General features: G+C 73.0%; 25 protein-coding genes. 17 read left to right on the forward strand and 8 right to left on the reverse strand.

Going from position 1 to position 24,812, the window contains the following annotated elements; translation table 11 throughout:
- Positions 1–120: 120 nt before the first annotated feature.
- The 14 genes from QCD66_RS03980 (at position 121) to QCD66_RS04045 (ending at position 13,802) form a co-directional block, all read left to right on the forward strand.
- Positions 121–489 (forward strand): holo-ACP synthase, encoded by a 369-nt coding sequence (locus QCD66_RS03980; RefSeq protein ID WP_375735696.1) that lies wholly within the window; start codon positions 121–123, stop codon positions 487–489.
- The gene (locus tag QCD66_RS03985) at positions 486–1,943 is read left to right on the forward strand and encodes an NAD(P)H-hydrate dehydratase (RefSeq protein ID WP_375735697.1); all 1,458 of its coding nucleotides are present in this window, start codon (positions 486–488) and stop codon (positions 1,941–1,943) included. Before QCD66_RS03980 ends, QCD66_RS03985 begins: the two co-directional genes overlap by 4 nt.
- Positions 1,944–2,017: 74 nt before the next feature.
- On the forward strand, positions 2,018–3,133 hold the full coding sequence (alr, locus tag QCD66_RS03990) for an alanine racemase (RefSeq protein ID WP_364210894.1): 1,116 nt from the start codon (positions 2,018–2,020) through the stop codon (positions 3,131–3,133).
- Positions 3,133–4,257 (forward strand): alpha/beta hydrolase, encoded by a 1,125-nt coding sequence (locus QCD66_RS03995; RefSeq protein ID WP_364210897.1) that lies wholly within the window; start codon positions 3,133–3,135, stop codon positions 4,255–4,257. The genes alr and QCD66_RS03995 overlap by 1 nt, the downstream gene beginning before the upstream one ends.
- A complete protein-coding gene (tsaE, locus tag QCD66_RS04000) occupies positions 4,254–4,745 on the forward strand; it encodes a tRNA (adenosine(37)-N6)-threonylcarbamoyltransferase complex ATPase subunit type 1 TsaE (RefSeq protein WP_364210900.1) in 492 nt (163 codons plus the stop codon). The genes QCD66_RS03995 and tsaE overlap by 4 nt, the downstream gene beginning before the upstream one ends.
- Before the next feature lie 36 nt (positions 4,746–4,781).
- A complete protein-coding gene (locus tag QCD66_RS04005) occupies positions 4,782–5,468 on the forward strand; it encodes a uracil-DNA glycosylase (protein WP_364210903.1) in 687 nt (228 codons plus the stop codon).
- A 101-nt stretch (positions 5,469–5,569) separates the two neighbouring features.
- Complete coding sequence (gene tsaB, locus QCD66_RS04010) at positions 5,570–6,247, forward strand: tRNA (adenosine(37)-N6)-threonylcarbamoyltransferase complex dimerization subunit type 1 TsaB (RefSeq protein WP_375735698.1); 678 nt, start codon at positions 5,570–5,572, stop codon at positions 6,245–6,247.
- Positions 6,248–6,317: 70 nt separating this feature from the next.
- Positions 6,318–6,743, forward strand: a complete 426-nt coding sequence (rimI, locus tag QCD66_RS04015; RefSeq protein ID WP_364211024.1) for a ribosomal protein S18-alanine N-acetyltransferase — start codon at positions 6,318–6,320, stop codon at positions 6,741–6,743.
- On the forward strand, positions 6,736–7,782 hold the full coding sequence (tsaD, locus tag QCD66_RS04020; protein WP_375735699.1) for a tRNA (adenosine(37)-N6)-threonylcarbamoyltransferase complex transferase subunit TsaD: 1,047 nt from the start codon (positions 6,736–6,738) through the stop codon (positions 7,780–7,782). The genes rimI and tsaD overlap by 8 nt, the downstream gene beginning before the upstream one ends.
- An 11-nt stretch (positions 7,783–7,793) precedes the next feature.
- Positions 7,794–8,048, forward strand: a complete 255-nt coding sequence (locus tag QCD66_RS04025) for a hypothetical protein (protein ID WP_357534141.1) — start codon at positions 7,794–7,796, stop codon at positions 8,046–8,048.
- Between the two features lie 95 nt (positions 8,049–8,143).
- Positions 8,144–9,850, forward strand: a complete 1,707-nt coding sequence (locus QCD66_RS04030; RefSeq protein WP_364210912.1) for an ABC transporter ATP-binding protein — start codon at positions 8,144–8,146, stop codon at positions 9,848–9,850.
- Positions 9,847–11,595, forward strand: coding sequence for an ABC transporter ATP-binding protein (locus QCD66_RS04035; RefSeq protein WP_375735700.1), 1,749 nt, complete (start codon positions 9,847–9,849; stop codon positions 11,593–11,595). The genes QCD66_RS04030 and QCD66_RS04035 overlap by 4 nt, the downstream gene beginning before the upstream one ends.
- A 288-nt stretch (positions 11,596–11,883) precedes the next feature.
- Positions 11,884–12,465 carry a helix-turn-helix domain-containing protein gene (locus QCD66_RS04040; RefSeq protein ID WP_407567001.1) on the forward strand — a complete coding sequence of 194 codons (582 nt, stop codon included), beginning with the start codon at positions 11,884–11,886 and terminating at the stop codon, positions 12,463–12,465.
- Positions 12,462–13,802 (forward strand): MFS transporter, encoded by a 1,341-nt coding sequence (locus QCD66_RS04045; protein WP_375735702.1) that lies wholly within the window; start codon positions 12,462–12,464, stop codon positions 13,800–13,802. Before QCD66_RS04040 ends, QCD66_RS04045 begins: the two co-directional genes overlap by 4 nt.
- A gap of 143 nt (positions 13,803–13,945) precedes the next feature.
- On the opposite strand, the gene QCD66_RS04050 is transcribed toward QCD66_RS04045, so the two are convergent.
- The 6 genes from QCD66_RS04050 to QCD66_RS04075 form a co-directional block, all read right to left on the reverse strand.
- Positions 13,946–15,130, reverse strand: a complete 1,185-nt coding sequence (locus QCD66_RS04050; protein WP_375735703.1) for an ROK family protein — start codon at positions 15,128–15,130, stop codon at positions 13,946–13,948.
- A gap of 28 nt (positions 15,131–15,158) precedes the next feature.
- A complete protein-coding gene (locus tag QCD66_RS04055; protein WP_375735704.1) occupies positions 15,159–16,415 on the reverse strand; it encodes a sugar ABC transporter permease in 1,257 nt (418 codons plus the stop codon).
- Positions 16,412–17,197, reverse strand: coding sequence for an ATP-binding cassette domain-containing protein (locus tag QCD66_RS04060; protein WP_357534013.1), 786 nt, complete (start codon positions 17,195–17,197; stop codon positions 16,412–16,414). Before QCD66_RS04060 ends, QCD66_RS04055 begins: the two co-directional genes overlap by 4 nt.
- Before the next feature lie 121 nt (positions 17,198–17,318).
- On the reverse strand, positions 17,319–18,407 hold the full coding sequence (locus QCD66_RS04065) for a substrate-binding domain-containing protein (protein ID WP_364210930.1): 1,089 nt from the start codon (positions 18,405–18,407) through the stop codon (positions 17,319–17,321).
- 203 nt (positions 18,408–18,610) lie between these two features.
- Positions 18,611–19,090, reverse strand: a complete 480-nt coding sequence (gene ybaK, locus QCD66_RS04070) for a Cys-tRNA(Pro) deacylase (protein WP_375735705.1) — start codon at positions 19,088–19,090, stop codon at positions 18,611–18,613.
- An 80-nt stretch (positions 19,091–19,170) separates the two neighbouring features.
- Positions 19,171–20,376 (reverse strand): THUMP-like domain-containing protein, encoded by a 1,206-nt coding sequence (locus tag QCD66_RS04075; RefSeq protein ID WP_407567002.1) that lies wholly within the window; start codon positions 20,374–20,376, stop codon positions 19,171–19,173.
- 266 nt (positions 20,377–20,642) lie between these two features.
- Between QCD66_RS04075 and groES the strand changes: the two genes are divergently transcribed.
- Together groES and groL are read left to right on the forward strand one after the other, a co-directional pair.
- On the forward strand, positions 20,643–20,957 hold the full coding sequence (groES, locus tag QCD66_RS04080) for a co-chaperone GroES (RefSeq protein WP_212822863.1): 315 nt from the start codon (positions 20,643–20,645) through the stop codon (positions 20,955–20,957).
- 71 nt (positions 20,958–21,028) lie between these two features.
- The gene (groL, locus tag QCD66_RS04085) at positions 21,029–22,678 is read left to right on the forward strand and encodes a chaperonin GroEL (RefSeq protein WP_364210939.1); all 1,650 of its coding nucleotides are present in this window, start codon (positions 21,029–21,031) and stop codon (positions 22,676–22,678) included.
- Between the two features lie 67 nt (positions 22,679–22,745).
- Here the strand turns inward: groL and QCD66_RS04090 are convergent, their stop codons facing one another.
- Positions 22,746–23,147 (reverse strand): WhiB family transcriptional regulator, encoded by a 402-nt coding sequence (locus QCD66_RS04090; protein WP_357534005.1) that lies wholly within the window; start codon positions 23,145–23,147, stop codon positions 22,746–22,748.
- Positions 23,148–23,440: 293 nt separating this feature from the next.
- Between QCD66_RS04090 and QCD66_RS04095 the strand changes: the two genes are divergently transcribed.
- Positions 23,441–24,289 carry a response regulator transcription factor gene (locus QCD66_RS04095; RefSeq protein WP_375736361.1) on the forward strand — a complete coding sequence of 283 codons (849 nt, stop codon included), beginning with the start codon at positions 23,441–23,443 and terminating at the stop codon, positions 24,287–24,289.
- A gap of 75 nt (positions 24,290–24,364) precedes the next feature.
- Here the strand turns inward: QCD66_RS04095 and QCD66_RS04100 are convergent, their stop codons facing one another.
- Positions 24,365–24,784, reverse strand: a complete 420-nt coding sequence (locus QCD66_RS04100) for a DUF5319 domain-containing protein (RefSeq protein WP_375736362.1) — start codon at positions 24,782–24,784, stop codon at positions 24,365–24,367.
- Positions 24,785–24,812 lie beyond the last annotated feature (28 nt).

A 24,812-nucleotide genomic window follows, 5' to 3' on the forward strand; every position in this document is an offset into this window, starting at 1 on the left:
GCGCGCCGGTGCGTACCGGGGGCCCTGTGGAGCGCGGGCGACCGGCGTACCCGAGGGTTGTCCACAGCCCTTGTCCACCACGGACCGCACGGATAGCCTGCGCCCCGTTAGGGTGATCGGGTGATCGTGGCTGTCGGCATCGACGTGGTCCTGGTCGAGCGGTTCGCCCGGGCGCTGGCGCGCACACCACCGCTGGCCGAGCGGCTCTTCACCGAGGCGGAGCGGCACACCGGTGCCGGCAATCCGCGCTCGCCGGAGTCCCTGGCCGCGCGGTTCGCGGCCAAGGAGGCGGTGGCGAAGGCGCTCGGCGCCCCGGCCGGGTTGCGCTGGCACGACTGCGAGGTCGTCGCCGACCCGGACGGCCGGCCCTGGTTGACCGTCTCCGGCACGGTCGCCGCCGCGGCCGACGAGTGCGGCGTCAACCACTGGCACCTCTCGCTGTCCCACGACGGCGGGATCGCCTCGGCGATGGTGGTGGCCGAGCGATGAGGGCGGCGTGGCGGGCGGCCGACGTACGGGCCGCCGAGGACGGACTGATCGCCAGCCTGCCGGCGGACACCCTGATGCGGCGGGCCGCCGCCGGACTCGCACGCCGCTGCGCGCTGCTGCTCGCCGAACGCGGCGGGGTCTACGGCGCCCGCGTGCTGCTGCTCGTCGGGGCCGGCAACAACGGCGGCGACGCGCTCTACGCCGGTGCCACCCTCGCCGGCCGGGGCGCGACCGTGTCCGCACTCGCGCTGGCCTCCGACCGGATCCACGGTGGAGGGCTGGCGGCACTGCGTATGGCCGGCGGCCGGCTCGTCACCACCCTGCCCGGCCGGGCCGACCTCGTCGTCGACGGCATCGTCGGCATCGGGGCCGCCGGCGGGCTGCGCCCCGACGCCGCCGCCCTGGTCGCGAAACTCGACACGCTCGCGTCCGCCGGGGGCGGCCGGCCCACGGTCGTCGCGGTCGACGTGCCCAGCGGCGTCGCCGTGGACACCGGCGACGTGCCCGGGGCAGCCGTACGCGCCGACGTCACCGTCACCTTCGGCTGCCTCAAACCGGCCCTGGTGGTCGGGCCGGCGGCCGTCCGCGCCGGCGAGGTCGACCTGGTCGACATCGGGCTCACCGACCGGCTGCGGGGCACCCCGGCCCTGCTGGTGCCCGAGTGGGACGACATCGCGGACTGGTGGCCGGCGCTCGGCCCCGAGTCGGAGAAGTACACCCGCGGCGTGGTCGGGGTCGCCACCGGCTCGACCACCTATCCCGGCGCCGCCGTGCTGTCCGTCGGCGGTGCGCTGGCCGGTCCGACCGGACTGGTCCGGTACGCGGGCGGCGCGGCGGCCGAGGTGCTGCACCAGCATCCGTCGGTGATCGCCACCGGCCGGGTCGCCGACGCCGGCCGGGTGCAGGCCTGGGTCTGCGGTTCCGGCCTCGGCGGCGGGGAGGCGGCCGCCGCCGAACTGCGGTCGGTGCTCGCCGCGCCGGTACCGGCGGTGCTCGACGCCGACGCGCTGACCATGCTCGTCGACGGCAGCCACGCCCGCCGGCTACGCGACCGCGACGCGCCGACCGTGATCACCCCGCACGACCGCGAGTTCGCCCGGCTCGCCGGTTCGCCCGCCGGCTCCGACCGGGCCGGCGCCGCGCTGCGCCTGGCCGCCTGGATGAACGCGGTCGTCCTGCTCAAGGGCGACCGTACGGTGGTCGCGACGCCGGACGGTCGGGCGTACGTCAACCCGACCGGCAGCCCCGCGCTGGCCACCGGCGGCACCGGTGACGTGCTCGCCGGCCTGCTCGGATCGCTGCTCGCCGCCGGGCTGGCCCCGGAGCGGGCCGCCGTGGCCGCCACCTTCCTGCACGGACTGGCCGGCCGGGAGGCCGCCCGGCGGGGCCCGGTCACCGCCCCGGACGTCGTCGACGCCCTGCGCCCGGTCGTCGCCCGCCTCACCGCGCGGTGAGGCGCGAGCGCTGGTGACGGATACGTCGTGGCGACCGGCTCGGGGCGTCGGCCGCGGTCAGTAGGCTGAGCAGCATGTGGCAGGCCGAGGTGCGGATCGACCTTGACGCGATCCGCGAGAACGTGGCCCGGTTGCGGGCCGGCACGAGCGCCGAGCTGATGGCGGTCGTCAAGGCGGACGGCTACGGGCACGGGATGCTCCCGGCCGCCCGGGCGGCCCTGGACGCGGGCGCCGACTGGCTCGGGGTGTGCACCCTCGACGAGGCCCTTACCCTGCGTCGCGCCGGGGTGACCGCGCCGGTGCTCGCCTGGCTGCTGGCACCCGGGCTGCCGCTGCACGAGGGGGTGGCCGCCGACGTCGACCTGAGCGCGGCGTCGGTCGACCAGCTCGACGAGGTGCTGACCGCCGCCGGCCGGGCCGGCCACCCGGCCCGCGTCCATCTCAAGGTCGATACCGGGCTGGCGCGTGGCGGGGCGACCGCCGCCGACTGGCCGGTCCTGCTGGAGGCCGCCGCCAAGGCCCAGGCCGACGGCACCATCGAGGTGGTCGGGGTCTGGAGCCACTTCGCGTACGCCGACGCGCCCGGGCACCCGACGATCGACCGGCAACTCGCCAACTTCCACGAGGGGCTGGCGCTCGCCGAACGGTGGGGGGTGCGGCCGCGCTACCGGCATCTGGCCAACTCGGCGGCCACCCTGACCCGACCCGACACCCACTTCGACCTGGTCCGTCCCGGTCTGGCCGTCTACGGGCTGTCCCCGGTCGTCGGCGAGCGCTACGGGCTGCGGCCGGCGATGACGGCCCGGGCCCGGGTGATGCTCGCCAAGCGGGTGCCGGCCGGCCAGGGCGTGTCGTACGGCCACACCTACACCACCGCCCAGGAGACGACGCTGGCGGTCGTACCGCTCGGCTACGCCGACGGGATTCCCCGGCACGCCTCCAACGCCGGCCCGATCCAGCTCGGCGGGCGGGTCCGCACCATTGCCGGCCGGGTCTGTATGGACCAGGTGGTGCTCGACTGCGGCGACGACCCGGTGGTGGCCGGCGACGTCGCGACGCTGTTCGGGCCGGGCGACGGCGGCGAGCCGACCGCCGACGACTGGGCCGAGGCGGCCGGCACGATCAACTACGAGATCGTGACCCGGTTCGGCGGCGTACGCGTACCCCGGGTCTACGACGGGGCCCGCTGATGGCGGCTGACAACGGGCGGACGAAGGCGAAGCGGCGGGCCGGCATCTTCGGCGCCGTGGTCGGTGTGGCGGCGGCCGGGCTCGCGGCCGGCATCGCCGCCGAACGGGCCATCGTCCGGCGGTCCAAGCGGGGCGTCGGCGACATCTACGCCGAGGAGCGGTTCGGCGCCCTGCCGTACGACGAGACGTGCACCGTCACCACCGCCGACGGTACCGACATCCACGTGGAGATCGTCGAGCCGGCCGACGGGGTCGAGATCGACGCCGGATTCATCACCGGGGTGGCGGCCGGGCCGGCCGAGCCCACCATCGTCTTCGTGCACGGCTTCTGCCTCGACATGGGCACCTTCCATTTCCAGCGTTCGGAGCTGACCCGGCGCGGCGACTACCGGATGGTCTTCTACGACCAGCCCGGGCACGGCCGTTCGGGCCGGCTCGAATCGGGGGAGTACGAGCTGCCGGCGCTGGGGGAGACGCTGCGGGCGGTCATCGACGAGACGGTGCCGGAGGGCCCGCTGGTGCTCGTGGGGCACTCGATGGGCGGCATGACGATCATGGCGCTGGCCGAGCTCTACCCGGAGATGTTCGAGCGGCGGGTGGCCGGTGCTGTGCTGATCGCCACCTCCGGCGGCCTGGTGGAGCAGGCGAAGTTCGGCCTGCCGACCATCATCTCCCGGTTCGGCAGCCCGCTGTTGCCGCTGGTCAACAACGCGACCCGGCTCACCGGCGGGGTGATCGACCGGGCCCGCACCGCCGCCTCCGACCTGGCCTGGCTGCTGACCCGCCGCTACGGGTTCGGCACCACCCGGCCGAGCCCGGCCCTGGTGTCGTACGTGGAGAAGATGAACTCGGGCACCACGGCCGAGACGGTCGCCCGCTACCTGCGTACCCTCTACACCCATGCCCGCTATCCGGCGCTGGCCACCCTGCGGGAGACCCCGACCCTGGTCATCGTCGGTGACAAGGACATGATCACTCCGGTGGCGCACTCCGAGGAGATCCTTCGTCGCCTGCCGGACGCCGAATTCATCAAGATCGCTGACAGTGGCCACGTCGTCATGCTCGAACACGCCGACGAGGTCAACGCCGTGCTGATCGACTTTCTCGGGAAGCTCGAACGATGACCGAACTGTCCACCGTGGAGGAAACTCGGGCGTACGGCGCCCAGCTCGCCGGGATCCTGCGCGCGGGAGACCTGCTGGTGCTGGCCGGGCCGCTGGGCGCCGGCAAGACCGCGCTGACCCAGGGCATCGGCACCGGACTCGGCGTGCTCGGCGACGTCACCTCGCCGACGTTCGTCATCGCCCGGGTGCACCGGCCCGACCCGGCCCGCGGCGGCCGGGTGGCGCTGGTGCACGCCGACGCCTACCGGCTGGGCTCCACGTCGGACCCCCGGGCCGAGATCGACGACCTCGACCTCGACGCCTCGATGGACGACTCGGTGACCGTCGTCGAGTGGGGCGAGGGCATGGTCGAGCAGCACGGCGACGGCCACCTGCTGATCCGTATCGACCGGCGCGACGACGACACCCGGGTCGTCGAACTCGTACCGGTCGGCGGCGACTGGGCGGGCCGCCTGGCGAAACTGGGATATGTCGCACCGCCGTTCTAGGGTTCGGTCATCGTCCGAATCCACGAAAGGCCGCTGATGTCCCTCGACCTCCCGGCGCTCCTCCCGCCAGCCTGGCAGACGCTGCTGGCACCGCACCTCGACGCCGACCGCACCGCCGCGCTCGGTGCCTTCGTCGCCGAGGAATACCAGACCCAGACGGTCTACCCGCCGGTCGACGACCTGTTCAGCGCCTACCGGCTCTGCACGCCCGAGGACACCCGGGTGCTGATTCTCGGCCAGGACCCCTACCACAAGGCCGGCCAGGCCCACGGGCTCAGCTTCAGCGTCCGCGACGGGGTGTCGGTGCCGCCGTCACTGCGCAACGTCTTCAAGGAGCTGAACGAGGACCTCGGTGTCCCGGTGTCCCGCAACGGCAACCTGACCGCCTGGGCCGAACGCGGCGTGCTGCTCCTCAACGCGGTCCTCACCGTCCGCGAGGCCAAGCCCGGTTCGCACGCGAACAAGGGCTGGGAGGAGTTCACCGACGCCACGATCCGGGCGCTGAACGCCCGGGACAGCCGGGTCGTCTTCCTGCTGTGGGGCGGCTACGCCCGCAAGAAGGCGGCGCTGGTCACCAACCCGGCCCACGTGGTCCTCGAAGCCGGCCACCCCAGCCCGATGAACCCGAAGGGCTTCCTCGGCAGCCGGCCGTTCAGCGCCACCAACAAGGCCCTCGCCGACGCCGGGCTGCCCGGCATCGAGTGGGACCGCTCCGCCGGCTGACGCAGGTCGCCGCCCCGGACGGGCGGGCCCGGACGGCGTGTCGCGTACGCCGGGCCGGCCGGTGCCGGGCCGGCACCACGGCGCCGATTAAGGTGCACAACGTGCTGGTACTCGTGGTGGACTCGGCGACCCCGGCGGTGACGGCCGCTCTCGTGCGGATCACGCCGGACGGGGTGGCCCCGGTGGCAGCGCGTCGCGCCGTCGACGCGCGGGCGCACGGCGAACTGCTCGCCCCCCAGGTCGACGCGCTGTTCGCCGAGTCCGGCGACCGGCCGGCCGACCTGGCCGCGATCGTCGCAGGCCTCGGCCCCGGCCCGTTCACCGGGCTGCGGGTCGGGCTCGTCACCGCCGTCACGATGGGCCAGGTGCTCGGGATCCCGACCTACGGGGTGTGCTCGCTGGACGGCGTCGGTCGGCCGGCGGCCGGCGGCGAACCGGTGCTGGTGGCCACCGACGCCCGGCGCCGGGAGGTCTACTGGGCGGTCTACGCCGGCACCGGCGAGCGGGTGGCCGGCCCCGACGTGCACACTCCGGCCGAGGTGGCCGGCCGGGCCGGTGAACTCGGTGCCACCGCCGCCGTCGGCGACGGCGCGCACCGCTACGCCGACGCACTCGGCCTTCCGCTGCGCTCCGAGCCCCGCTACCCCGACCCGGTCGCCCTCGCCGAACTGGCCGCCGAGCGCGTCCTCGCGGCGGCCCCGTCCGAGCCGTTGACCCCGCTCTACCTGCGCCGGCCGGACGCGGTGGCCGCCACCGGCCGCAAGCCGGTGCTGCCGTGACCGGGCGGGGCGAGGTGGCGCGGTGAACCCGGCGGGTTCCGGTGAACCGGGCGGCATCCGGCTGACCCGGATGCGGTGGTGGCACGTCGACGAGGTGCTGCCGATCGAGGCGGACCTGTTCGGGGCCGAGCAGTGGTCGGCCGCCATGTTCTGGAGCGAGCTCGCCGGCGGGCACCACTACCTGGTCGCGCTCGACCCGGCCGGCACCGTGGTCGGTTACGCCGGGCTGGCCGTCATTCCGCCCGACGAGAGCTGGGTGCAGAACATCGCCGTACGCCGCGACGCCCAGCGGTCCGGGGTCGGCCGCCGGCTGCTGGAGGCACTGCTGGCCGAGGCCGCCCGCCGCGAGGTACGACGTACCCTGCTGGAGGTCGCGGTCGACAACGCCGCCGCGCAGAGGCTCTACGCGGCGTACGACTTCGAGCCGGTCGGGATCCGGCGCGGCTACTACCAACCGAGCAACACCGACGCCCTGGTGATGATGCGCAATGGCTGACGAACCACTCGTACTCGGCATCGAGACGTCCTGCGACGAGACGGGGGTGGGCATCGTACGCGGGCACACCCTGCTCGCCGACGCGCTGGCCTCCAGCGTCGACCAGCACGCCCGGTTCGGCGGCGTGGTCCCCGAGGTCGCCAGCCGCGCCCACCTGGAGGCGATCGTGCCGACCATGCGGCGGGCGCTCGACCAGGCCGGGGTCACGATCGCCGACATCGACGCCATCGCGGTGACCGCCGGGCCGGGGCTGGCCGGTGCGCTGCTGGTCGGGGTCGCCGCCGCGAAGGGCTACGCGGTCGCCGCCGAGAAGCCGATCTACGGGGTGAACCACCTCGCCGCGCACGTCGCCGTCGACACCCTGGAGCACGGCCCCCTGCCCGAGCCGGCGGTCGCGATGCTGGTCTCCGGCGGGCACTCCTCACTGCTGCTGGTCGACGACCTGACCGCCGGGGTGACCCCGCTGGGGGCCACGATCGACGACGCGGCCGGCGAGGCGTTCGACAAGGTGGCCCGGCTGCTCGGGCTGCCGTTCCCCGGCGGCCCGCCGATCGACCGGGCCGCCCGGGAGGGGGACGGCGCCGCGATCGCGTTCCCGCGCGGCCTGACCGCGCCGAAAGACCTGGCCGCGCACCGGTTCGACTTCTCGTTCTCCGGGCTGAAGACGGCGGTCGCCCGCTGGGTGGAGGCGCGGGAGCGGGCCGGCGAGCCGGTCCCGGTCGCCGACGTCGCGGCGTCGTTCCAGGAGGCGGTCTGCGACGTGCTCACCGCCAAGGCGATCGACGCCTGCCGGCAGCACGGGGTCGAGACGCTGGTCATCGGGGGCGGGGTGGCCGCCAACTCGCGGCTGCGGGTGCTGGCCGAGCAGCGCTGCGCCCGGCACGGGATCACCGTACGGGTGCCACCGCCCCGACTGTGCACCGACAACGGCGCGATGGTGGCCGCGCTCGGCTCGCACCTGGTCGCGGCCGGGATCGCGCCGAGCCGGTTGGACCTGCCGGCCGACTCCGCGATGCCGTTGACGACGGTGAGCGTGTAGTGTCCGCGCACGTGATCGTGCGGATGTGGGAGGCGCGGGCCGAGCCGGCCCGGTTCGCCGACCTCATCACGTGGGTGTGCGAGACGGTGCTGCCGGAGTTCGACCACAGTCCGCTGCACCTGTCGAGTGAGGTCTTCTCGTCGGTCGACCACCGGGTGGTGGTCATCTCGAAGTGGCGCAGCGCCCCGATGGCGCTGCCCGACCCACCGCCGGCACTGGTGGCCCGGCCACCCCACACATGGGACTTCACCCAGGTCGACCGCTGATCCACGACCGGGCCGGTGCCGCCGGTCGATGCCGGCGCGGCCGGCCGGAAAACCGCTGGTGACCAACGGATGAGTCTCGTAACGTCGGCGGTGCTATGCGGCCCTTACCCGTCGGTGATCCCGGCACCCCCGACCACCGCAGCGCGACCCACTACCTGATCTGGCTGGCTCGCCGCGCGTGGCCGTCGATGACCGGCGCCGTCCTGCTGGCCATCGTCTGGATGGTGGCCCAGGCACTGATGCCGGCCGTGATCGGCCGCGCCATCGACGTCGGAATCGCCGGCCGGGACCCCGACGGCCTGCTGCACTGGGGACTGGTGCTGCTCGGTCTCGGCGTGCTCCAGGCCGCCGCCGGTGTCGGGCGACACCGGTTGGCCGTCTTCAACTTCCTCGCCTCCTCCTACCGCACCATCCAGCTCACCGTCGAGCGGGCCAACCAACTCGGTGCCACCCTGCCCAAACGGCTGGCCGCCGGCGAGGTGGTCAGCATCGGCACCGCCGACATCAGCCACATCGGTGCCGCACTCGACATCACCGCCCGGGGCACCGGTGCCGTCGTCGCGATCGCCACGATCACCGTGATCCTGCTCGCCACCTCGGTCCCGCTGGGGCTCGTCGTCCTGATCGGCGTACCGCTGCTGATGGCGGTCGTCGGCCTGCTCATCCGCCCCCTGCACCGGCAGCAGGAGGAATACCGCGACCAGCAGGGCACCCTGACCACCCGCGCCGGCGACATCGTGGCCGGGCTCCGGGTGCTGCGTGGCGTCGGCGGCGAGCCGGTCTTCTCGGCGCGCTACCGGGCCGAGTCGCAGGACCTGCGTAAACGGGGGATGCGGGTGGCCGGTATCGAGTCCTATCTGGAGGCGGCCCAGATCCTCCTGCCCGGCGTCTTCGTCGTCCTGGTGACCTGGCTCGGCGCCCGGTTCGCGCTCCGTGGCGACATCACCGCCGGACAGCTCGTCGCCTTCTACGGCTACACGGCGTTCCTGGTCTCGCCGCTGCGGACCCTGACCGAGGCGATCGAGAAGATCACCCGTGGGCACGTCGGCGCGCAGCGGGTCGTCCGGCTCTTCACGCTCACCCCGGAGCTGTCCGACCCGGCCCGGCCCCGGGAGTGGCCGCGATCCGACGCCGAACTGGTCGACCCCGAATCCGGGCTCGTGGTCGCCCCAGGCAGGTTCACCGCGCTCGCCGCGGCCGACCCCGTCGACGCGGTGGCGATCGCCGACCGGCTCGGCCGGTACACCGACAGCGAGGCGAGCTATGCCGGCGTACCCCTGCGGGAGCTGGCGCTGACGTCGGTCCGGGAGCGGATCCTGGTGGCCGACAACGGCGCCGCCCTGTTCACCGGCCGGCTCCGGGCCGAACTGGACCCGCACGACCGGGCCGACGACGAGACGGTCGAAGCCGCGCTGGTCGCGGCGAGCGCGACGGACATCGTGGCGGCGCTGCCGGCCGGGGTCGACGCGGTCGTGGCCGAGCGGGGCCGGGAGTTCTCCGGCGGCCAGCAGCAGCGGCTGCGGCTGGCCCGCGCCCTGGTCGCCGATCCGCAGATCCTGATCCTGGTCGAGCCGACCAGTGCCGTCGACGCGCACACCGAGGCGCGGATCGCCGGCCAGCTCGGGCCGGCCCGGGCCGGCCGTACGACGCTGGTCTGCACGACCAGCCCGCTGGTCCTCGACCGGGCCGACCGGGTCGTCTTCGTCGAGGACGGCAAGGTCGTCGCCGAGGGTGGCCACCGTGAGCTGGTCGCCACCGAGCCGCGGTACGCCGCCGTCGTCACCCGCGGGGAGGAAGCGTGAGCGGGCGGGCGTTGCCGGTCGCCGACGCGGCGCAGGCGCGGGCGTACGCCCGGGTGCTGTTCCGCCGCCACCCACGTGCCCTGGCCTGGGCGCTCGGCCTGCACGCGCTCGCCGCGATCGCCGGGCTCGTCGCGCCGCGGCTGCTCGGCGACCTGGTCGAGGCGATCTCGCAGGGTACGACCACGGTCACCGTGGACCGGATCGCGCTGGCGATCGGCGGGTTCGTGGTGGCCCAGGCGGTACTGGTGCGGTTCGCGCACCTGGCGTCGGCGCGCCTCGGAGAGCGGGTGCTCGCCGAACTGCGGGAGGAGTTCGTCGACCGGATCCTGGCCATCCCCTTGTCTACAGTGGAGAAGGCTGGCTCGGGCGACCTGCTGACCCGGACGTCCCGCGACGTCTCGGCGCTGTCGAAGACGGTTCGGTTCGCCGTGCCCGAGACGTTGATCGCGATGGTCACCTGCGTCTTCGTCGCGCTGGCACTGGTGCTGGTCAGCCCGCTGCTGGCGCTGCCGTGCCTCATCGCGGCGCCGCTGCTGTACGCCGGAACCCGCTGGTACCTGCGCCGGGCGCCGGCCGGCTACCTGCGGGAGAGCGCCACCTACTCCGACATCACCGACGGCATCGCGGAGACCGTCGACGGTTCGCGGACCACCGAGGCACTGCGCCAGGCGGCCCGGCGCCGGGTTCGCACCGACGCGGACATCCGCCGGTCGTACGCGGCCGAGCGGTACACCCTCTTCCTGCGTACGGTGTGGTTCCCGGTTGCCGAGATCAGCTACGTCATCCCGGTGGCGGCCACCCTGGTCCTCGGCGGCTGGTTCTACTTCGAGGGCTGGGTGACGCTCGGCCAGGTCACCGCCGCCACGCTCTACGTACAGCAGTTGATCGACCCGCTGGACCGGTTGCTGTCCTGGCTCGACGAGCTGCAGGTCGGCGGTGCCTCGATGGCCCGGTTGCTCGGCGTCGCGCAACTGCCCGACGACCGGGCGGCGTCGGCGGCCAAGCCGGACGGCGAGCGGGTCGTCGCCCGGGACGTCCGGTTCTCGTACCTGCCGGAGCGCGACGTCCTGCACGGTGTCTCGCTCGCGGTCGAGCCGGGGGAGCGGCTGGCGATGGTCGGCCCGTCCGGGGCCGGCAAGTCGACCCTCGGCCGGCTGCTCGCCGGCATCCACGGTCCCCGGACCGGCGTGGTCACGGTCGGCGGGGCGCCGCTCGTCGGCCTGCCGATCGAGGAACTGCGTTCGCACGTGGCCCTGGTGACCCAGGAGCACCACGTCTTCATCGGCACGCTGCGCGACAACGTCGCCATGGTCCGCCCCGACGCCTCCGAGGACCAGGTACGCGCCGCGCTGGCCGCGGTCGACGCGCTCGGCTGGGCCGACGAGTTGCCGGAGGGTCTTGCGACGGTCGTCGGCGCGAAGGGACATCCGCTGTCGGCGGCGCAGGCGCAGCAGTTGGCGCTGGCCCGTCTGGTCCTCGCCGACCCGCACACGCTGGTGCTCGACGAGGCCACGTCCCTGATCGATCCGCGGGCGGCCCGGCAGCTCGAACGCTCGCTGGCGGCGGTGCTGGAGGGGCGTACGGTGATCGCGATCGCGCACCGGCTCTTCTCCGCGCACGACGCGGACCGGGTCGCGGTGGTGGAGGACGGCCGGATCGCCGAGCTGGGATCGCACGACGAACTGGTCGCCGCCGACGGGTCGTACGCCGCCCTCTGGCGCTCCTGGCACGGCACCCGTCCCTAGCGTCAGGTTCCACCATCCGGCCGGGTGCTTCGGCGGCCCGCGCCGCGGGCAGTCGGCACGCGCTGCCGGGACGGTCCCGCGACCGGGTCCTGCTGTCTGGCGGGTCCTGCTGTCTGGCGGGTCCTGCCACCGGACGGGTACTGCTGTTGCGGTCCACAGCGAATTCGGCGTACCCACAGCGAACTCGCTGTGGACCAGAACAGCAACATGTCCCCGCTCGACACCTGGACCTCTTGGTCAAGGATCAGGCTGTTGCAAAGACTTCTTTGCAACAGTATCTTTGCATCCATGTCTTTGGAAGAGGATCGGGTTTTCCTCGACGGGCGTTCGTTGCGGGGGATCGCCCACCCGCTGCGGGTCCGCATCCTCAGTGCACTGCGCGAGGACGGGCCCGCCACCGCCACCCGGCTCGCCGAACTTCTCGGCGAGTCGACCGGCTCCACCAGCTACCACCTGCGCCAGCTCGCCACCTACGGCTTCGTGGTGGAGGACACCGGGCGCGGCGTCGGCCGGGAACGCTGGTGGCGGGCCGCCCACCGGTTCACCAGCTTCGACGGCGAAGCCAACCGGGACATGCCCGAGGAGAGCGCCGCCTACCTGCGGGCCGTCGCCGCCCTCTACGCCGGGCGGGTCGAGCGCTGGCTCGACGAGTCGGCTGATCGCACCGGGCCGTGGCGCGGCACCGGAACCGTGAGCGACTGGCGCCTCCGGTTGACCGCCGAGGAAACCCGCGCGCTGGAGGACGAGCTGACCGCGGTGCTCGACCGCTACCGCGACAGCGACCGTCCCGCCTCGGACGGCGCCGAGCGGGTCGTCGTACAGGTGCAACTCATGCCGTTCCTCCGGACCGAGGGCGGGGCGGAAGCGTGAAACGGCAGGGCCTGATCGCGCTGCTCACCGCCGAGGTCGTCTCGCTGGTCGGCAGCCGGATGAGCATGATCGCGCTGCCCTGGTTCACCCTCGTCACCACCGGCAGCGCCGCCCGTACCGGCATCGTCGCGTTCGTCGAGATGCTGCCGTACGTGCTCGCCTGCGGGCTCGGTGGACCGCTGCTCGACCGGCTCGGCCACCGCCGGGTCAGCGTCGCCGCCGATCTTGGCAGCGCCGCCGCGCTGATCGCCGTACCCGTCCTGCACGCCGGTGGCCAGCTGCACTTCGGCGTACTGATCACGCTGATCGGCGTCGTCGGGCTCCTGCGCGGGCTCGGCGACACCGCGAAACGGGTCGTCTTCCCGGAGACCGTCGCCGCCTCCGGGATGGAGATGACCCGGGCCACCAGCCTGCACGACGGGCTCGGCCGCCTCGCCACCCTGCTCGGCGCCCCGCTGGCCAGCGTGCTCATCGCGACCCTGGACGCGTCGACCGTACTGGCCATCGACGCCGCCACGTTCCTGCTGGCCGGCGTGATCGTCGCGGTCCTGGTCCCGGGCGTACGGCGGGTGGTGGCCGCGGTCACCGACCGGGAGGCGTACCTGCCGGCGCTGCGGGCCGGGCTGGCGTTCCTGCGCCGGGACCGGCTCATGCTCGGCATCACGCTGCTGCTGTTCGTCACCAACCTCGCCGACGCCGCGTACGGGACGGTGCTGGCGCCGTTCTGGGCCAGCGACGTGATCGGCTCGCCGGTCGCGCTCGGGGTGCTGTCCGGCGTCTTCGCGGTCGGCGCGGTGCTCGGCAACGTGGTCTTCACCGCCGTGGCGCCGAGGGTGCCGCGGTTCGCGGTGTTCGCCGTCGGGTTCCTGATCGCCGGGGCACCGCGGTTCGCCATCCTGTCCGTGGCCGACGCGCTGTGGATCGTGTACGTCGTGTCGTTCGTGGCCGGCGTGTCGATCTCGGCGGTCAACCCGATCCTCGGCGCGGTGTCGTACGAGCGGGTTCCGGAACACCTGCGGGCCCGGGTCCTCGGCCTCGGGCAGGCGATCGGGTGGGGTGGCATGCCGCTGGGCAGCCTGCTCGCCGGCTGGGCGGTGCAGGGCTTCGGCCTGAACGTGGCACTGATGCTCTTCGGTGGCGCCTACCTGGCGGTGACCGTGCTGCCGTTCGTCAGCCCGACCTGGCGCCAGATGAACCGTCCACCCACCGACCAGCCCTCCACCACCGACCAGCCCTCCACCACCGACCAGCCCTCCACCACCGACCAGACCTCCGCCCCCGCCGAGCCCGCGCACCCCGCCGCCCCGGGCACCCCCGCCGAGCCGGTGCCGCGCTGAGTGCCGAGCCCGTGCCGAGCCGGTGTCGCGTTGATCAAGGAGGAAGCGTGCCCGCTTCATGCGAATTGTCGCGCAACAACTCCTTGATCAACGCGGCGCCAGCGGCGCCAGCCGAGGGCCGCGCGCCAGTCCCGGGGGCAGGGTCAGGGGGTGGCGTCCAGGGGGGCCGCGAGCAGGTGTTCGAAGGCCAGTTCGGCGGCGCCGATCAGGGCGGCGTCCTCGCCGAGTTGCGGGGTACGCAGCTTGACCTGCTCCCGCGACGCGGGCAGCGCCATCGAGTTGAGCCGGCTGCGGACCCGGGCGGCCGAGGCGAGGTAGACGTCGCGCAACGTACCGCCGAAGATCACCATTCCGGGGTTGAAGATGTTGACCAGGTTCGCCACCCCGAACCCGAGCCAGTCGCCGACCTCACGTACGGCCGCCTTGGCGCTGGCGTCGCCACGGGCCGCCGCGTCGACGATCGACAGCGCCGCCCGGCGCCCGGTGCCACCGCCGCCCGCGGCGCCGTCCAGCAGGGCGTATTCGCCGATGACGGTTTCCCAGCAGCCCCGGGAGCCGCACCCGCACTCCCGCCCGCCGGGCTGCACCACCATGTGGCCGACCTCGCCGCCGAGGCCGCCGTGGCCGGTCAGCCGCCGGCCACGCACGATGATCCCGGCGTCGACGCCCACGTCGCGGTGCAGGTAGATGAGGTCGTCGCAGCCGACCGCGGCGCCCCGGGCGTGCTCGGCCAGCGCCGAGACGTCGGCGGCGTTGCCGACCAGGATCGGCCGCTCCGGGGCGAGGTGCGCGTCGAGCGCCGCGCCGAGCGACCGGTCGACGAAGCCGGTCTCCGGCTTGACGTGGACCGGCCCCTCCTCCCGCATCTCCAGTCCGCAGACCGCGACGCCGGCGCCGACGTACGTCGAACCGGCCGGGACCGCCTGCTGCATCTCCTTGACGAAGGCGGCGAGCAGCGGCGCGGTCTCGGCGGCGGCGACCCCGTACGGGCGGGCCGTCTCGCGCCGGTCGAGTACCGCGCCGCCGAGTCCGACCCGGGCGGCCCGCAGCCGGTCCACCTCGATGCTGTACGCGTAGGCGAAGACGCGTTCGGACTCTGGCCGGACGACCGGTGACGGCCGCCCGGCCCGGCCGGTTTCCCGCGGTGCCCCCTCGCTGACCAGGCCGGCACCGGCGAGGTCGGCGGTGAGCGCCCCGATGGTGCTGCGGTTGAGACCGAGCGCGGTGGTGAGTTCGGCCCGCGAGGTGGCCCCGTGGATGTGCACGTAGCGCAACAGGGCACCGAGGTTCTGCCGGCGGATCTCCTCCTGGCTCGGTCCTACACGCATCGTCTCGGTAACTCCACGGTGGCGGCGGTCAGCGGTTGCCGGTGGCGGTGGCCCGACGTCGGGACAGCGCGTCGACGCCAGCGGCCAGCAGCAGTACCGAACCGGTGACCACGTACTTGACCCCCGAGCTGTATCCCATCAGACCCATCCCATTGTTGATCACGGCGACCACGGCGCCGCCGAGCACCGCGTCGAGTACCCGGCCCTTGCCGCCGAAGAGGCTGGTGCCGCCGATGACCGCGGCCCCGACCGCGTAGAGCAGGACGTCGCTGCCACCGGTGTTGGCGTCGACCGAGTTGGCCCGGCTCGCCGCCACGATTCCACCGATCGCCGCCATCGCGGAGCAGATGACGAAGACCGAGATCCGGATCCGGTCGACGTTGATGCCGGCCCGCCGGGCCGCCTCCTTGTTGCCGCCGACAGCGTAGATGTGCCGGCCGTACGCGGTGCGCTGGAGCACGAAAGTCCAGACGATCAGCAGTACGGCGATGATCGGCACCACGATCGGCACGCCCTTGAGCGAGGTGACCAGCACCCGGCTGCGTTCCTGGTTGAGGATGTAGACGGCGACGCCGAGGATCAGTGCCAGCCCGCCGATCCGGGCGGCGACCACGGCGAGCGGGTCGGTGACGAGTCCCCGGGCCGCCCGTTTGCGGTGCCGCAGCAACTGCACGGCGGCGTAGCCGGCGACCGCGACGCCGGCCAGCACCCAGCCGAGCACCGGCGGCATGTTGCGGTTGGCGATCGCCACCAGGACGCTGTCGCGCACCGACACGTTGTTGCCGCCCTTGATCAGCAACAGCACGATGCCCTGGAACGCCAGGAAGCCGGCCAGCGTCACCACGAACGACGGAATGCCGATCTTGGCGACCAGGAGCCCGAGCACCAGGCCGATCAGCACCCCGGTGCCGAGGGCCGCGAGCAGTGCCACGTACCAGGGCAGGCCCTGCTCGGTGACGAGCACCGCGAGCACGGCGGCGCAGACCCCGCTGGCGAAGCCGGCGGACAGGTCGATCTCGCCGAGCAGCAGGACGAAGACCAGCCCCATCGCGATCAGGGTGACCGCGGCGCCCTGGGTGAACAGGTTGGCGAAGTTGCCGGCCGACAGGAACGAGGGGCGCATGATCGAGAAGACCACGCAGAGCACGACCAGACCGAGTACGGCCGGCAGCGCCCCGATGTCGCCGCCGCGTACCCGGGCCAGGTAGCCCCGGACGTGGTCGCCGAGGGTCGGAGCGGGCGCCGGTGCCGACTCCTTCTGCACCGCAGCCGTCGTGGTGGTCATCGGTCCGCTCCCGTGCTGGTGGTCTTGCCGAGGTCGGCGGTGCTCTCCGTGCGACCGGCCGTGATGAGTTCGACCACCTGGGCGTGTGTCACGTCGGTGGTCCGTACCTGGGCGACCATCTGCCCGAGATAGAGCGCCGCGATGCGGTCGGAGACGGCGAAGACGTCGTTCATGTTGTGCGAGATGAGCACGACGGCCAGGCCGTTGTCGGCGAGCCGGCGGACCAGTTCGAGCACCTGCGCGGTCTGCGCGACGCCGAGCGCGGCGGTCGGCTCGTCGAGGATGACCAGCTTGCTGTTCCACAGCACGGCCTTGGCGATCGCCACCGTCTGCCGCTGCCCGCCGGACAGGCTGGAGACGTGCTGGCGCAGGGACTGCACCGTACGCACCGACAGCCCGGCGAGCGTGTCGGCGGCCATCTGCTCCATGGTCGCCTCGTCGAGCACCAGCCCGCTGCGCTTCTCCCGGCCGAGGAACATGTTCTGCACGATGTCGAGGTTGTCGCAGAGCGCGAGGTCCTGGTAGACGACCTCGATGCCCAGGCCGGCGGCGTCCCGGGGGCTGTTGATGCTGACCGGCGCGCCCTCGAAGAAGAACTCGCCCGCGTCGGTGGGATGGATGCCGCTGATGCACTTGACGAGGGTGGACTTGCCGGCGCCGTTGTCGCCGACGAGGGCCGTCACCTCGCCGGGCTGGACGGCGAAGGCGACGTCGCGCAGGACCTGTACGGGACCGAAGCTCTTGTCGATCCCGCGTAGCTCCAACAGGGGTGTCGCGGACACGGATGGTCTCCTTCTGAAGTGTCCGGTCGGGCGGTGTCCGGCAGGCCGCCGCCCGGCACCGGCGGGCGTGGGTACGCCCGCCGGTGGCTGCCGGGCGGCGGCCTGACGACCTTGGCGGGGACTAGCTGATGCCGACCTCGGCGCACCGGGCGGCGAACTCGCCGGCGCACAGTTCGGCCTGGGTGACGTAGCCGTCGTCGACGACGTCCTTGACGTTCTCCTTGAAGATCGCCTTCGGGGTGAGCAGCACCGACGGGACGTCCCGGCCGCTCTCCGGGTCCTTGACCGTCGTCTCGACGTTGCTGGTCTCGCCCTTGGCCAGGGCGATGGCCAGTTCGGCGGCGGCGTCCGCCTCCTGCTTGATCGCCTTGTAGACGGTCATGCACTGGTCGCCGGCGAGGATGTTCTGGAGCCCTTGCACGGTGGCGTCCTGGCCGGTGACCGGGACCTTGCCGTTGAGGTTGTTCTTCTTCAGCACCGAGATGACCGCGTTGCCGAGGCCGTCGTTGGCGGCGAGCACGCCGTCGATCTTGCCGCCGGTCGAGGTCAGCATCTGTTCGAAGATCGTGCCGGCCTGGGTGTTGTTCCACTCCGGGACGGACTGGTCCGGGCCCTTGGTGTATTCCTTCGAGTCGTACTTGGGGTCGAGGACCGAGTCGTAGCCGTTCTTGAACAGGGTCGCGTTGTTGTCGGTGGGGGAGCCGTTGAGTTCGGCCACCACCGGGTTCTGGGCGCCCTTGTCGGCGAGGCACTTCACCAGGCCCTCGCCCTGCTGCTTGCCGACCACCTCGTTGTCGAAGCTCACGTAGTACTGCGCGGAGCCGCCCAGGGTCAGCCGGTCGTAGTCGATCGTCGCGACGCCCTGCGACTTGGCCTTGTCCAGCACCGCCTTGCCGGTCCCGGAGTCGAGGTTGACGATCATCAGCACGGTCGCGCCGTTGGTGATCATCTGGTCGGCGATGGTCTGGAAGGCGGCCTTGTCGCCCTGGGCGTTCTGGATGTCGTGCGCGATTCCGGCCGCGTCGAACGCCGCCGCCAGGAACTTGCGGTCCGCGGTCTCCCAGCGGGCCGAGGAGGCGCTGTCCGGCAGGATCACGCCGATCTTCGGCGTCGCGCCGCCGGGGCCGGTGTCTTCGCCGTCGCCGCACGCGGCGACCCCGCCGACGGTCAGCAGGCCCACGGCGGTCAGGGAGAGGATCCCTCTGCGCATTGCACGGGTCCTTTCGGAGGGTGAGCCCCGGACGAGGGGCAGGGTGGGGTTCGGACCGGGGGTGCGAAACCGGTCATAATGTTTTGTTGTGTCCGGCAACGTATTAGGTGCGGCGTGGGTCACACAAGAGTGCCGAGGCGGCGAGTTTGTTGTCGGCGATAACAATTCAGCAACGTCACCGAATTCGGCGGTCGCGGTCCTGGTCAGGCGGTTGCGATGGCGGCGAGGGTCGCGTCGGTCAGGCTGATCAGGTCACCCGGGGCGATCTCGATCTGCAGGCCCCGCCGGCCGCCGGAGACGAACACCGTCGACCACCGCGGCGCCGAGACGTCCAACACGATCGGTAGCCGGGTCCGCTGGCCGAGCGGGGAGATGCCGCCGGTGACGTAGCCGGTCGCGCGCTCGGCGGCCGCCGGCTCGGCCATCGCGCCCCGCTTGCCGTCGGCCGCGGCCGCCAGCGCCTTGAGGTCCAGCGAGCCGGTCACCGGCACCACGCCGACGGTGAGCCGGCCGTCCACAGTGGCCACCAGGGTCTTGAACACCCGCTCCGGCGCCACCCCGAGTGCCGCGGCGGCGGCCAGGCCGTACGACGGCGCGGCCGGATCGACCCGGTAGGGGTGCGCGGTGAACGGCACCTTCCGTCTGGCCAGCAGTGCCGTCGCCGGGGTGCCCTTGCCCGCCATGGTCGCGACCCTACCGCCGCCCCGGCCGGTCGGCAGCGCAACGCCCGAGGGCCGGCTTCACCCCACTGTCGACGGCCGGCTCAGGCGACCGGCCGGCACAGGACGACGGTCGGTGCGCCGGCGACCCGGGTCAGCACGAGGGAGGTCGCCGCCGGGCCGGCGAGGCGCAGGTCACGGCGCAGCCGTTCCGGGTCGAGGGCGGAGCCCCGCTTGAGGATCTCGACCCGCCCGACGCCCCGGTCACGCAGCAGCGCCCGCAGTTTCTTGAGCGAGAACGGCAGCACGTCGGTGATCTCGAAGCAGCGGCCGTACGGCGTGACCCGGCCCTGGTCGGTGTAGACGTAGGCGATCGACGGGTCGGCGAGCACGCCGTCCACGGTGGCGGCGAACTCGGCCACCAGGTGGGCGCGCACCACGGCGCCGTCCGGGTCGTGGAGGTGGCCGCGCGGGGCACCGACCGGCGCGGCGATGTCGCCCGGCCCGGTGAGTTCGGTCACGGCGGGAACCGGGGACGCGCCGGCCGGTGCGGTGCGCAGCAGGGTGGCCCGGCGCGGCGTCGCCGCGAGCGGTCCACACCAGAACGCCGCCTCGACCACCTCACGATCGACGCTGACCCACTCGGCCTCGGCGCCCTCGGGTACGAGCGCGTGGTCGACGCCGGGGGCGACCTTGACCACGGTTGCCGGGACCCGGCGGGTCAGTTCGGCGACGAAGTCCCACGGCGGGGAGTAGGCGGTCGGGTCGAAGACCCGCCGGCCGGTGCCGGAGCGGCGGGCCGGGTCGCAGAACACGGCGTCGACGGTCGACACGTCGAACCGGGTGGCGTCGCCGCACGTGACGGTGAACCGGTCGGCCACGCCGGCGGCCACCGCGTTCGCGGCGGCCATCGCCGCGGTCAGCGGGTCGGCCTCGACGCCGTACACCCGGATGCCGGCCCGGGCGGCGGCGATCGCGTCGGCGCCGAGGCCGCACCCGAGGTCGGCCAGGGTCCGTACGCCGGCGGCGGCCAGCCGCGCGGCCCGCCGGTCGGCGACCACGGCGCGGGTGGCCTGCTCCAGGCCGGCCCGGGTGAAGAACATCCCGGCGGCGACCGGGCCGAACTTGGCGGCGGCCCGCCGCCGCAGGTCGGTCTGGGTGAGCGCGGCGGCGGCGAGGTCGGCGGGTACGCCCCGGGTCCGCAGCGCGGCGGCGGCGGCCAGCGGGTCGCCGCCGGGCAGTCCGGCGGCCGCGGCGAGCGCGGTCTCCCCGGTCGGGGTACGCAGGGCGTCGAGCACGGCGAGTTCCACCGGCCCATTGTGTCGGGCCGGTCGGCGCCGGTGCCGGCTACGTCATCCGGCGGGTCGGGTTGGCACTCTCCTTGACGGAGTGCTAGCGGCGGCCTAATCTGCGATTAGCACTCTCGACAAGAGTGTGCCAGCGATCCGGCCCCGGCCGGTGGCTGGACAACGCCAGGCGGACCGGCACCCGCGACGACGGACCGCCCGGTGGCATGAGGCAGATTGACGCCGGTTGGGCGATCGACCGGCTACGAAACCAGATACCCCAGGAGGGTATGCCCGTGACTACCGCGACCAAGGTTGCGATCAAGCCGCTCGAGGACCGGATCCTGGTCCAGGCGAACGAGGCTGAGACCACCACCGCTTCCGGCCTCGTGATCCCCGACACCGCCAAGGAAAAGCCGCAGGAGGGCACCGTCCTCGCCGTCGGCCCCGGCCGCATCGACGAGAAGGGCAACCGGATCCCGGTTGACGTCCAGGTCGGTGACACCGTCGTCTACTCGAAGTACGGCGGCACCGAGATCAAGTACGCCGGCGAGGAGTACCTGGTGCTCTCCGCCCGCGACGTCCTCGCGGTCATCGAGAAGTAACCAACTGATCCGTGACGCAGCCCCGGACCGGCTCGCCGGGCCGGGGCTGCGTCGCTTCGAGAGGAACATAGATGGCGAAGATCCTGAGCTTCTCGGACGACGCCCGACACCTGCTCGAACACGGTGTCAACACCCTCGCGGACACGGTCCGGGTCACCCTCGGTCCGCGCGGGCGCAACGTCGTCCTGGACAAGAAATTCGGCGCTCCCACGATCACCAACGACGGTGTCACCATCGCCAAGGAGATCGAGCTCACCAACCCGTACGAGAACCTCGGCGCGCAGCTCGTCAAGGAGGTGGCGACGAAGACCAACGACGTCGCCGGTGACGGGACCACCACCGCGACCGTGCTCGCCCAGGCGATGGTGCGCGAGGGCCTGCGCAACGTGGCGGCCGGCGCCAACCCCTCCGGCCTCAAGCGGGGCATCGAGGCCGCGGTCGAGAAGATCTCCGCGGCGCTGCTCGAGAAGGCCGTCGAGGTCGACAGCCGGGCCGCGATCGCCCACGTGGCGACCATCTCGGCGCAGGACGCCACGATCGGTGACCTGATCGCCGAGGCGATGGAGAAGGTCGGCCGCGACGGTGTCATCACCGTCGAGGAAGGCTCCACCCTGGCCACCGAGCTGGAGGTCACCGAGGGCCTGCAGTTCGACAAGGGCTTCATCTCTCCGCACTTCGTCACCGACTCCGAGGCGCAGGAGGCGGTGCTCGACGACCCGTACATCCTGATCACCACGCAGAAGATCTCCGCGATCGAGGAGCTGCTGCCGCTGCTGGAGAAGGTCCTCCAGACCAGCAAGCCGCTGCTGATCATCGCCGAGGACGTCGACGGCCAGGCGCTGTCGACCCTGGTGGTCAACTCGATCCGCAAGACCGTCAAGGTCACCGCGGTGAAGGCACCCGGGTTCGGCGACCGCCGCAAGGCGATGCTCCAGGACATGGCGATCCTCACCGGTGCCGAACTGGTCGCGCCCGAGCTCGGCTACAAGCTCGACGCGGTCGGCCTGGAGTCGCTGGGCACCGCCCGGCGGGTCGTGGTCGACAAGGACAACACCACCGTCGTCGACGGTGGCGGACGGCCGAACGAGGTCGCCGACCGGGTCGCCCAGATCCGCAAGGAGATCGAGGCCTCCGACTCCGACTGGGACAAGGAGAAGCTGTCCGAGCGGCTGGCGAAGCTGTCCGGCGGCATCGCGGTCATCAAGGCCGGCGCGGCCACCGAGGTCGAGATGAAGGAGCGCAAGCACCGCATCGAAGACGCGATCGCCGCCACCCGCGCCGCCGTCGAGGAGGGCACCGTACCCGGTGGTGGCGCCGCGCTGGCGCAGATCACCTCGGTGCTCGACGGCGACCTCGGCCTCACCGGCGACGAGAAGGTCGGTGTCAGCATCGTCCGCAAGGCGCTGGTCGAGCCGCTGCGCTGGATCGCCCAGAACGCCGGCTTCGACGGCTACGTCGTCGTGCAGAAGGTCGCCGAGAGCAGCTGGGGCACCGGCCTCAACGCCGCCAGCGGCGAGTACGTCGACCTGGCCAAGGCCGGCATCATCGACCCGGTGAAGGTGACCCGCAACGCGGTCGCCAACGCCGCCTCGATCGCCGCGCTGCTGCTCACCACGGAGAGCCTGGTCGTGGAGAAGCCGGCCGAGCCGGAGCCGGCCGCGGGCGGCCACGGCCACTCGCACGGCCACGGACACGGCCACCAGCACGGCCCGGGCTTCTGAGTCCGGCGTCGACGCACGCGGATCGGGGCGCCCACCGTACGGTGGGCGCCCCGATTCCGTCAGACGGTCAGTGCGCGGCGGCGGGTACGGCCGCCGGGCGCTGGGCCGGCACCGTCGACCGGTGCGGGCGGCCCAGGCGGGCCTCCAGGCGGGCGATGTCGACCCGGGACAGCCGGCGGTCGGCGGCGTCCTCCCAGCCGACGGCGAGCAGCCGCAGCCGCTCAGCCTCGCTGAAACCACCCCACACGCCGTACGGCTCGCGTACGGCCAGCGCGTGCGCGGCACACTCGGCCCGCACCGGGCAGCTCCCACACACGGACTTGGCCTTGGCCTCGCGCCGGTTGCGTGACGATCCCCGCTCGCCGTCGGGGTGGAAGAACTGGGCGCTGTCGCGCCCACGGCAGGCACCGAGCCGCTGCCACTCCCACAGGTCGACGATGGGTCCGGGCAGTCTGTTCACGTTCGACATCAGCACCCCTCCTCCCGCGCGGCCCCGCGGTCAGCTCACCTCGACGATCTGGCGGTCGGTCCGGGCGACGGGCCGCGCAGGCGCACCGGATCCCGACCTGTCGATGGCGATACCCCGCTTGCGCGAACCTCACACGTCCCTGATCGATTCGTTGCCGGAGGCGTGTCGATTCGTTGTCGGTAGGGAAGTGGATGGGCCGGTGAAGTGTCCGGAACTTTCCCTTTCCTAAGCCGTTAAAGCACGTAATGATCACATGCTTCCGTGGTCTTCTCCTTGAGGAAAGGGGGATCACTGTGCGTACCGTCCTCGTGTGCGTCCGGACGCCGATCGCCGCCCGCAACGTGGCGTCCGCCGCCGCCCGGCTCGGGATGTCCGCCGCCGTCCGCACCGCGGTTTCCGAACCCGAGGTGCTGCTCCGGCTCGCCGAGGGCCCGGCGGAGGTGGTGCTCGCCGACACCGCGCTGACCCGCCCGGACAGTGCCGGGTTCACCCGCCGGGTGCTGGCCCGCGCACCCGGCGCCGTACTGGTGCTCTTCGGGCCGGAGGACCCGCGGGTCGCCGCCGCCGCGATCGCCGCCGGTGCCCGCGGCCTGATCCAGGGCGGCGACCACGACCTGGTCAGCGTGGTCGCCAAGGCGTTGCTGCTGCTCTGTGTGCCCGGCCGGGCCGGGGTCGGACTGGGCGCCGGGCGAGGTACGGCCGGTAGCGGGGTGTCCGGGACGGGTGGATCGGCGCGGCTCGCCGACCGGTCCGGGGTGCCGCCGCTACCCGGCCAGCCCACGATGGTGCCCGCCCAGCGCGGCGACGAGGGGCACGACGGTTTCTATCCGCCGCAGGCCGACCCACGGGCCGGAAACAGCCCCGACGGCCGCTATGCCGGCCCGCCGACCCGGCGCGACACCGGCCCGCCGGCCATGGCCGCGCCGGCCGGCCCGCCCGGGCGGCGGATCACGCTCACCGAACGCGAACTGCAGGTGCTGCGGGGGATGTCCGACGGCAAGAGCAACGCGGAGATCGGACGCGAACTCTTCGTCTCGGAGGACACCGTCAAGACCCACGCCCGCCGGCTCTTCCGCAAGCTCGGCGCCCGGGACCGGGCGCACGCCGTGGCGGCCGGCTTCCGGGCGGGCCTGGTGGCCTGACCCGGGCCCGGGCGACGGGGCGGTACGGTGCCGGCGCACGGGGGCCGGCACCGGCCGGCGGCACCGGGGCGCCGGTCAGTCCCCGGTGGCCTCGTCGTCCTCGACGTCGTCGGTGCCCTCGGTCAGGGTGTCGTGCACCCCGTCGGCGTAGCCACGGGCGTAGTCCCAGGTCACGTAGTGGTCGGGATCGGGGTCGAAGGCCGGCTCGTGCACCCGTGTGCGCCCGGAGTCGAGCAGGTGTCGCAGGTTGCCGCGCAGCAGGTCCCAGTCGAAGTAGTGCGGCTCCCGGCAGTCCTCGCACTCGATGACCAGTCCGCGCACCCCGATCGGGCTCAGCAACGCCTGGTAGATCTCCAGGTCGGCGATGTCCTCCAGCACGTCCTGCCGCTCGACCTCGGTCAGCGGGTCGTGCGGGTTGTCCTGCTCGGGATCGTCGAGCCCCGCTGCCGGATCGGCGGGGTCGCCGTTGAACGGGTCGATCGGCTCGTCGTGCACCCCTCCACCGTAGTGGTAGGCGTGGCCG

It is taken from the genome of Polymorphospora sp. A560, from assembly GCF_045781765.1.
Taxonomy (GTDB): Bacteria; Actinomycetota; Actinomycetes; order Mycobacteriales; family Micromonosporaceae; genus Polymorphospora; species Polymorphospora lycopeni.

What these genes read in the sequence shown, in the direction of transcription:
- QCD66_RS03985 (WP_375735697.1), top strand. Translation starts at nt 486, where the DNA reads ATGAGGGCGGCGTGGCGGGCGGCCGACGTACGGGCCGCCGAGGACGGA.
- alr (WP_364210894.1), top strand. Translation starts at nt 2,018, where the DNA reads ATGTGGCAGGCCGAGGTGCGGATCGACCTTGACGCGATCCGCGAGAAC.
- QCD66_RS03995 (WP_364210897.1), top strand. Translation starts at nt 3,133, where the DNA reads ATGGCGGCTGACAACGGGCGGACGAAGGCGAAGCGGCGGGCCGGCATC.
- tsaE (WP_364210900.1), top strand. Translation starts at nt 4,254, where the DNA reads ATGACCGAACTGTCCACCGTGGAGGAAACTCGGGCGTACGGCGCCCAG.
- QCD66_RS04005 (WP_364210903.1), top strand. Translation starts at nt 4,782, where the DNA reads ATGTCCCTCGACCTCCCGGCGCTCCTCCCGCCAGCCTGGCAGACGCTG.
- rimI (WP_364211024.1), top strand. Translation starts at nt 6,318, where the DNA reads ATGCGGTGGTGGCACGTCGACGAGGTGCTGCCGATCGAGGCGGACCTG.
- tsaD (WP_375735699.1), top strand. Translation starts at nt 6,736, where the DNA reads ATGGCTGACGAACCACTCGTACTCGGCATCGAGACGTCCTGCGACGAG.
- QCD66_RS04030 (WP_364210912.1), top strand. Translation starts at nt 8,144, where the DNA reads ATGCGGCCCTTACCCGTCGGTGATCCCGGCACCCCCGACCACCGCAGC.
- QCD66_RS04040 (WP_407567001.1), top strand. Translation starts at nt 11,884, where the DNA reads ATGTCTTTGGAAGAGGATCGGGTTTTCCTCGACGGGCGTTCGTTGCGG.
- QCD66_RS04050 (WP_375735703.1), bottom strand. Translation starts at nt 15,130, where the DNA reads ATGCGTGTAGGACCGAGCCAGGAGGAGATCCGCCGGCAGAACCTCGGT.
- QCD66_RS04055 (WP_375735704.1), bottom strand. Translation starts at nt 16,415, where the DNA reads ATGACCACCACGACGGCTGCGGTGCAGAAGGAGTCGGCACCGGCGCCC.
- QCD66_RS04065 (WP_364210930.1), bottom strand. Translation starts at nt 18,407, where the DNA reads ATGCGCAGAGGGATCCTCTCCCTGACCGCCGTGGGCCTGCTGACCGTC.
- ybaK (WP_375735705.1), bottom strand. Translation starts at nt 19,090, where the DNA reads ATGGCGGGCAAGGGCACCCCGGCGACGGCACTGCTGGCCAGACGGAAG.
- groES (WP_212822863.1), top strand. Translation starts at nt 20,643, where the DNA reads ATGCCCGTGACTACCGCGACCAAGGTTGCGATCAAGCCGCTCGAGGAC.
- groL (WP_364210939.1), top strand. Translation starts at nt 21,029, where the DNA reads ATGGCGAAGATCCTGAGCTTCTCGGACGACGCCCGACACCTGCTCGAA.
- QCD66_RS04090 (WP_357534005.1), bottom strand. Translation starts at nt 23,147, where the DNA reads ATGTCGAACGTGAACAGACTGCCCGGACCCATCGTCGACCTGTGGGAG.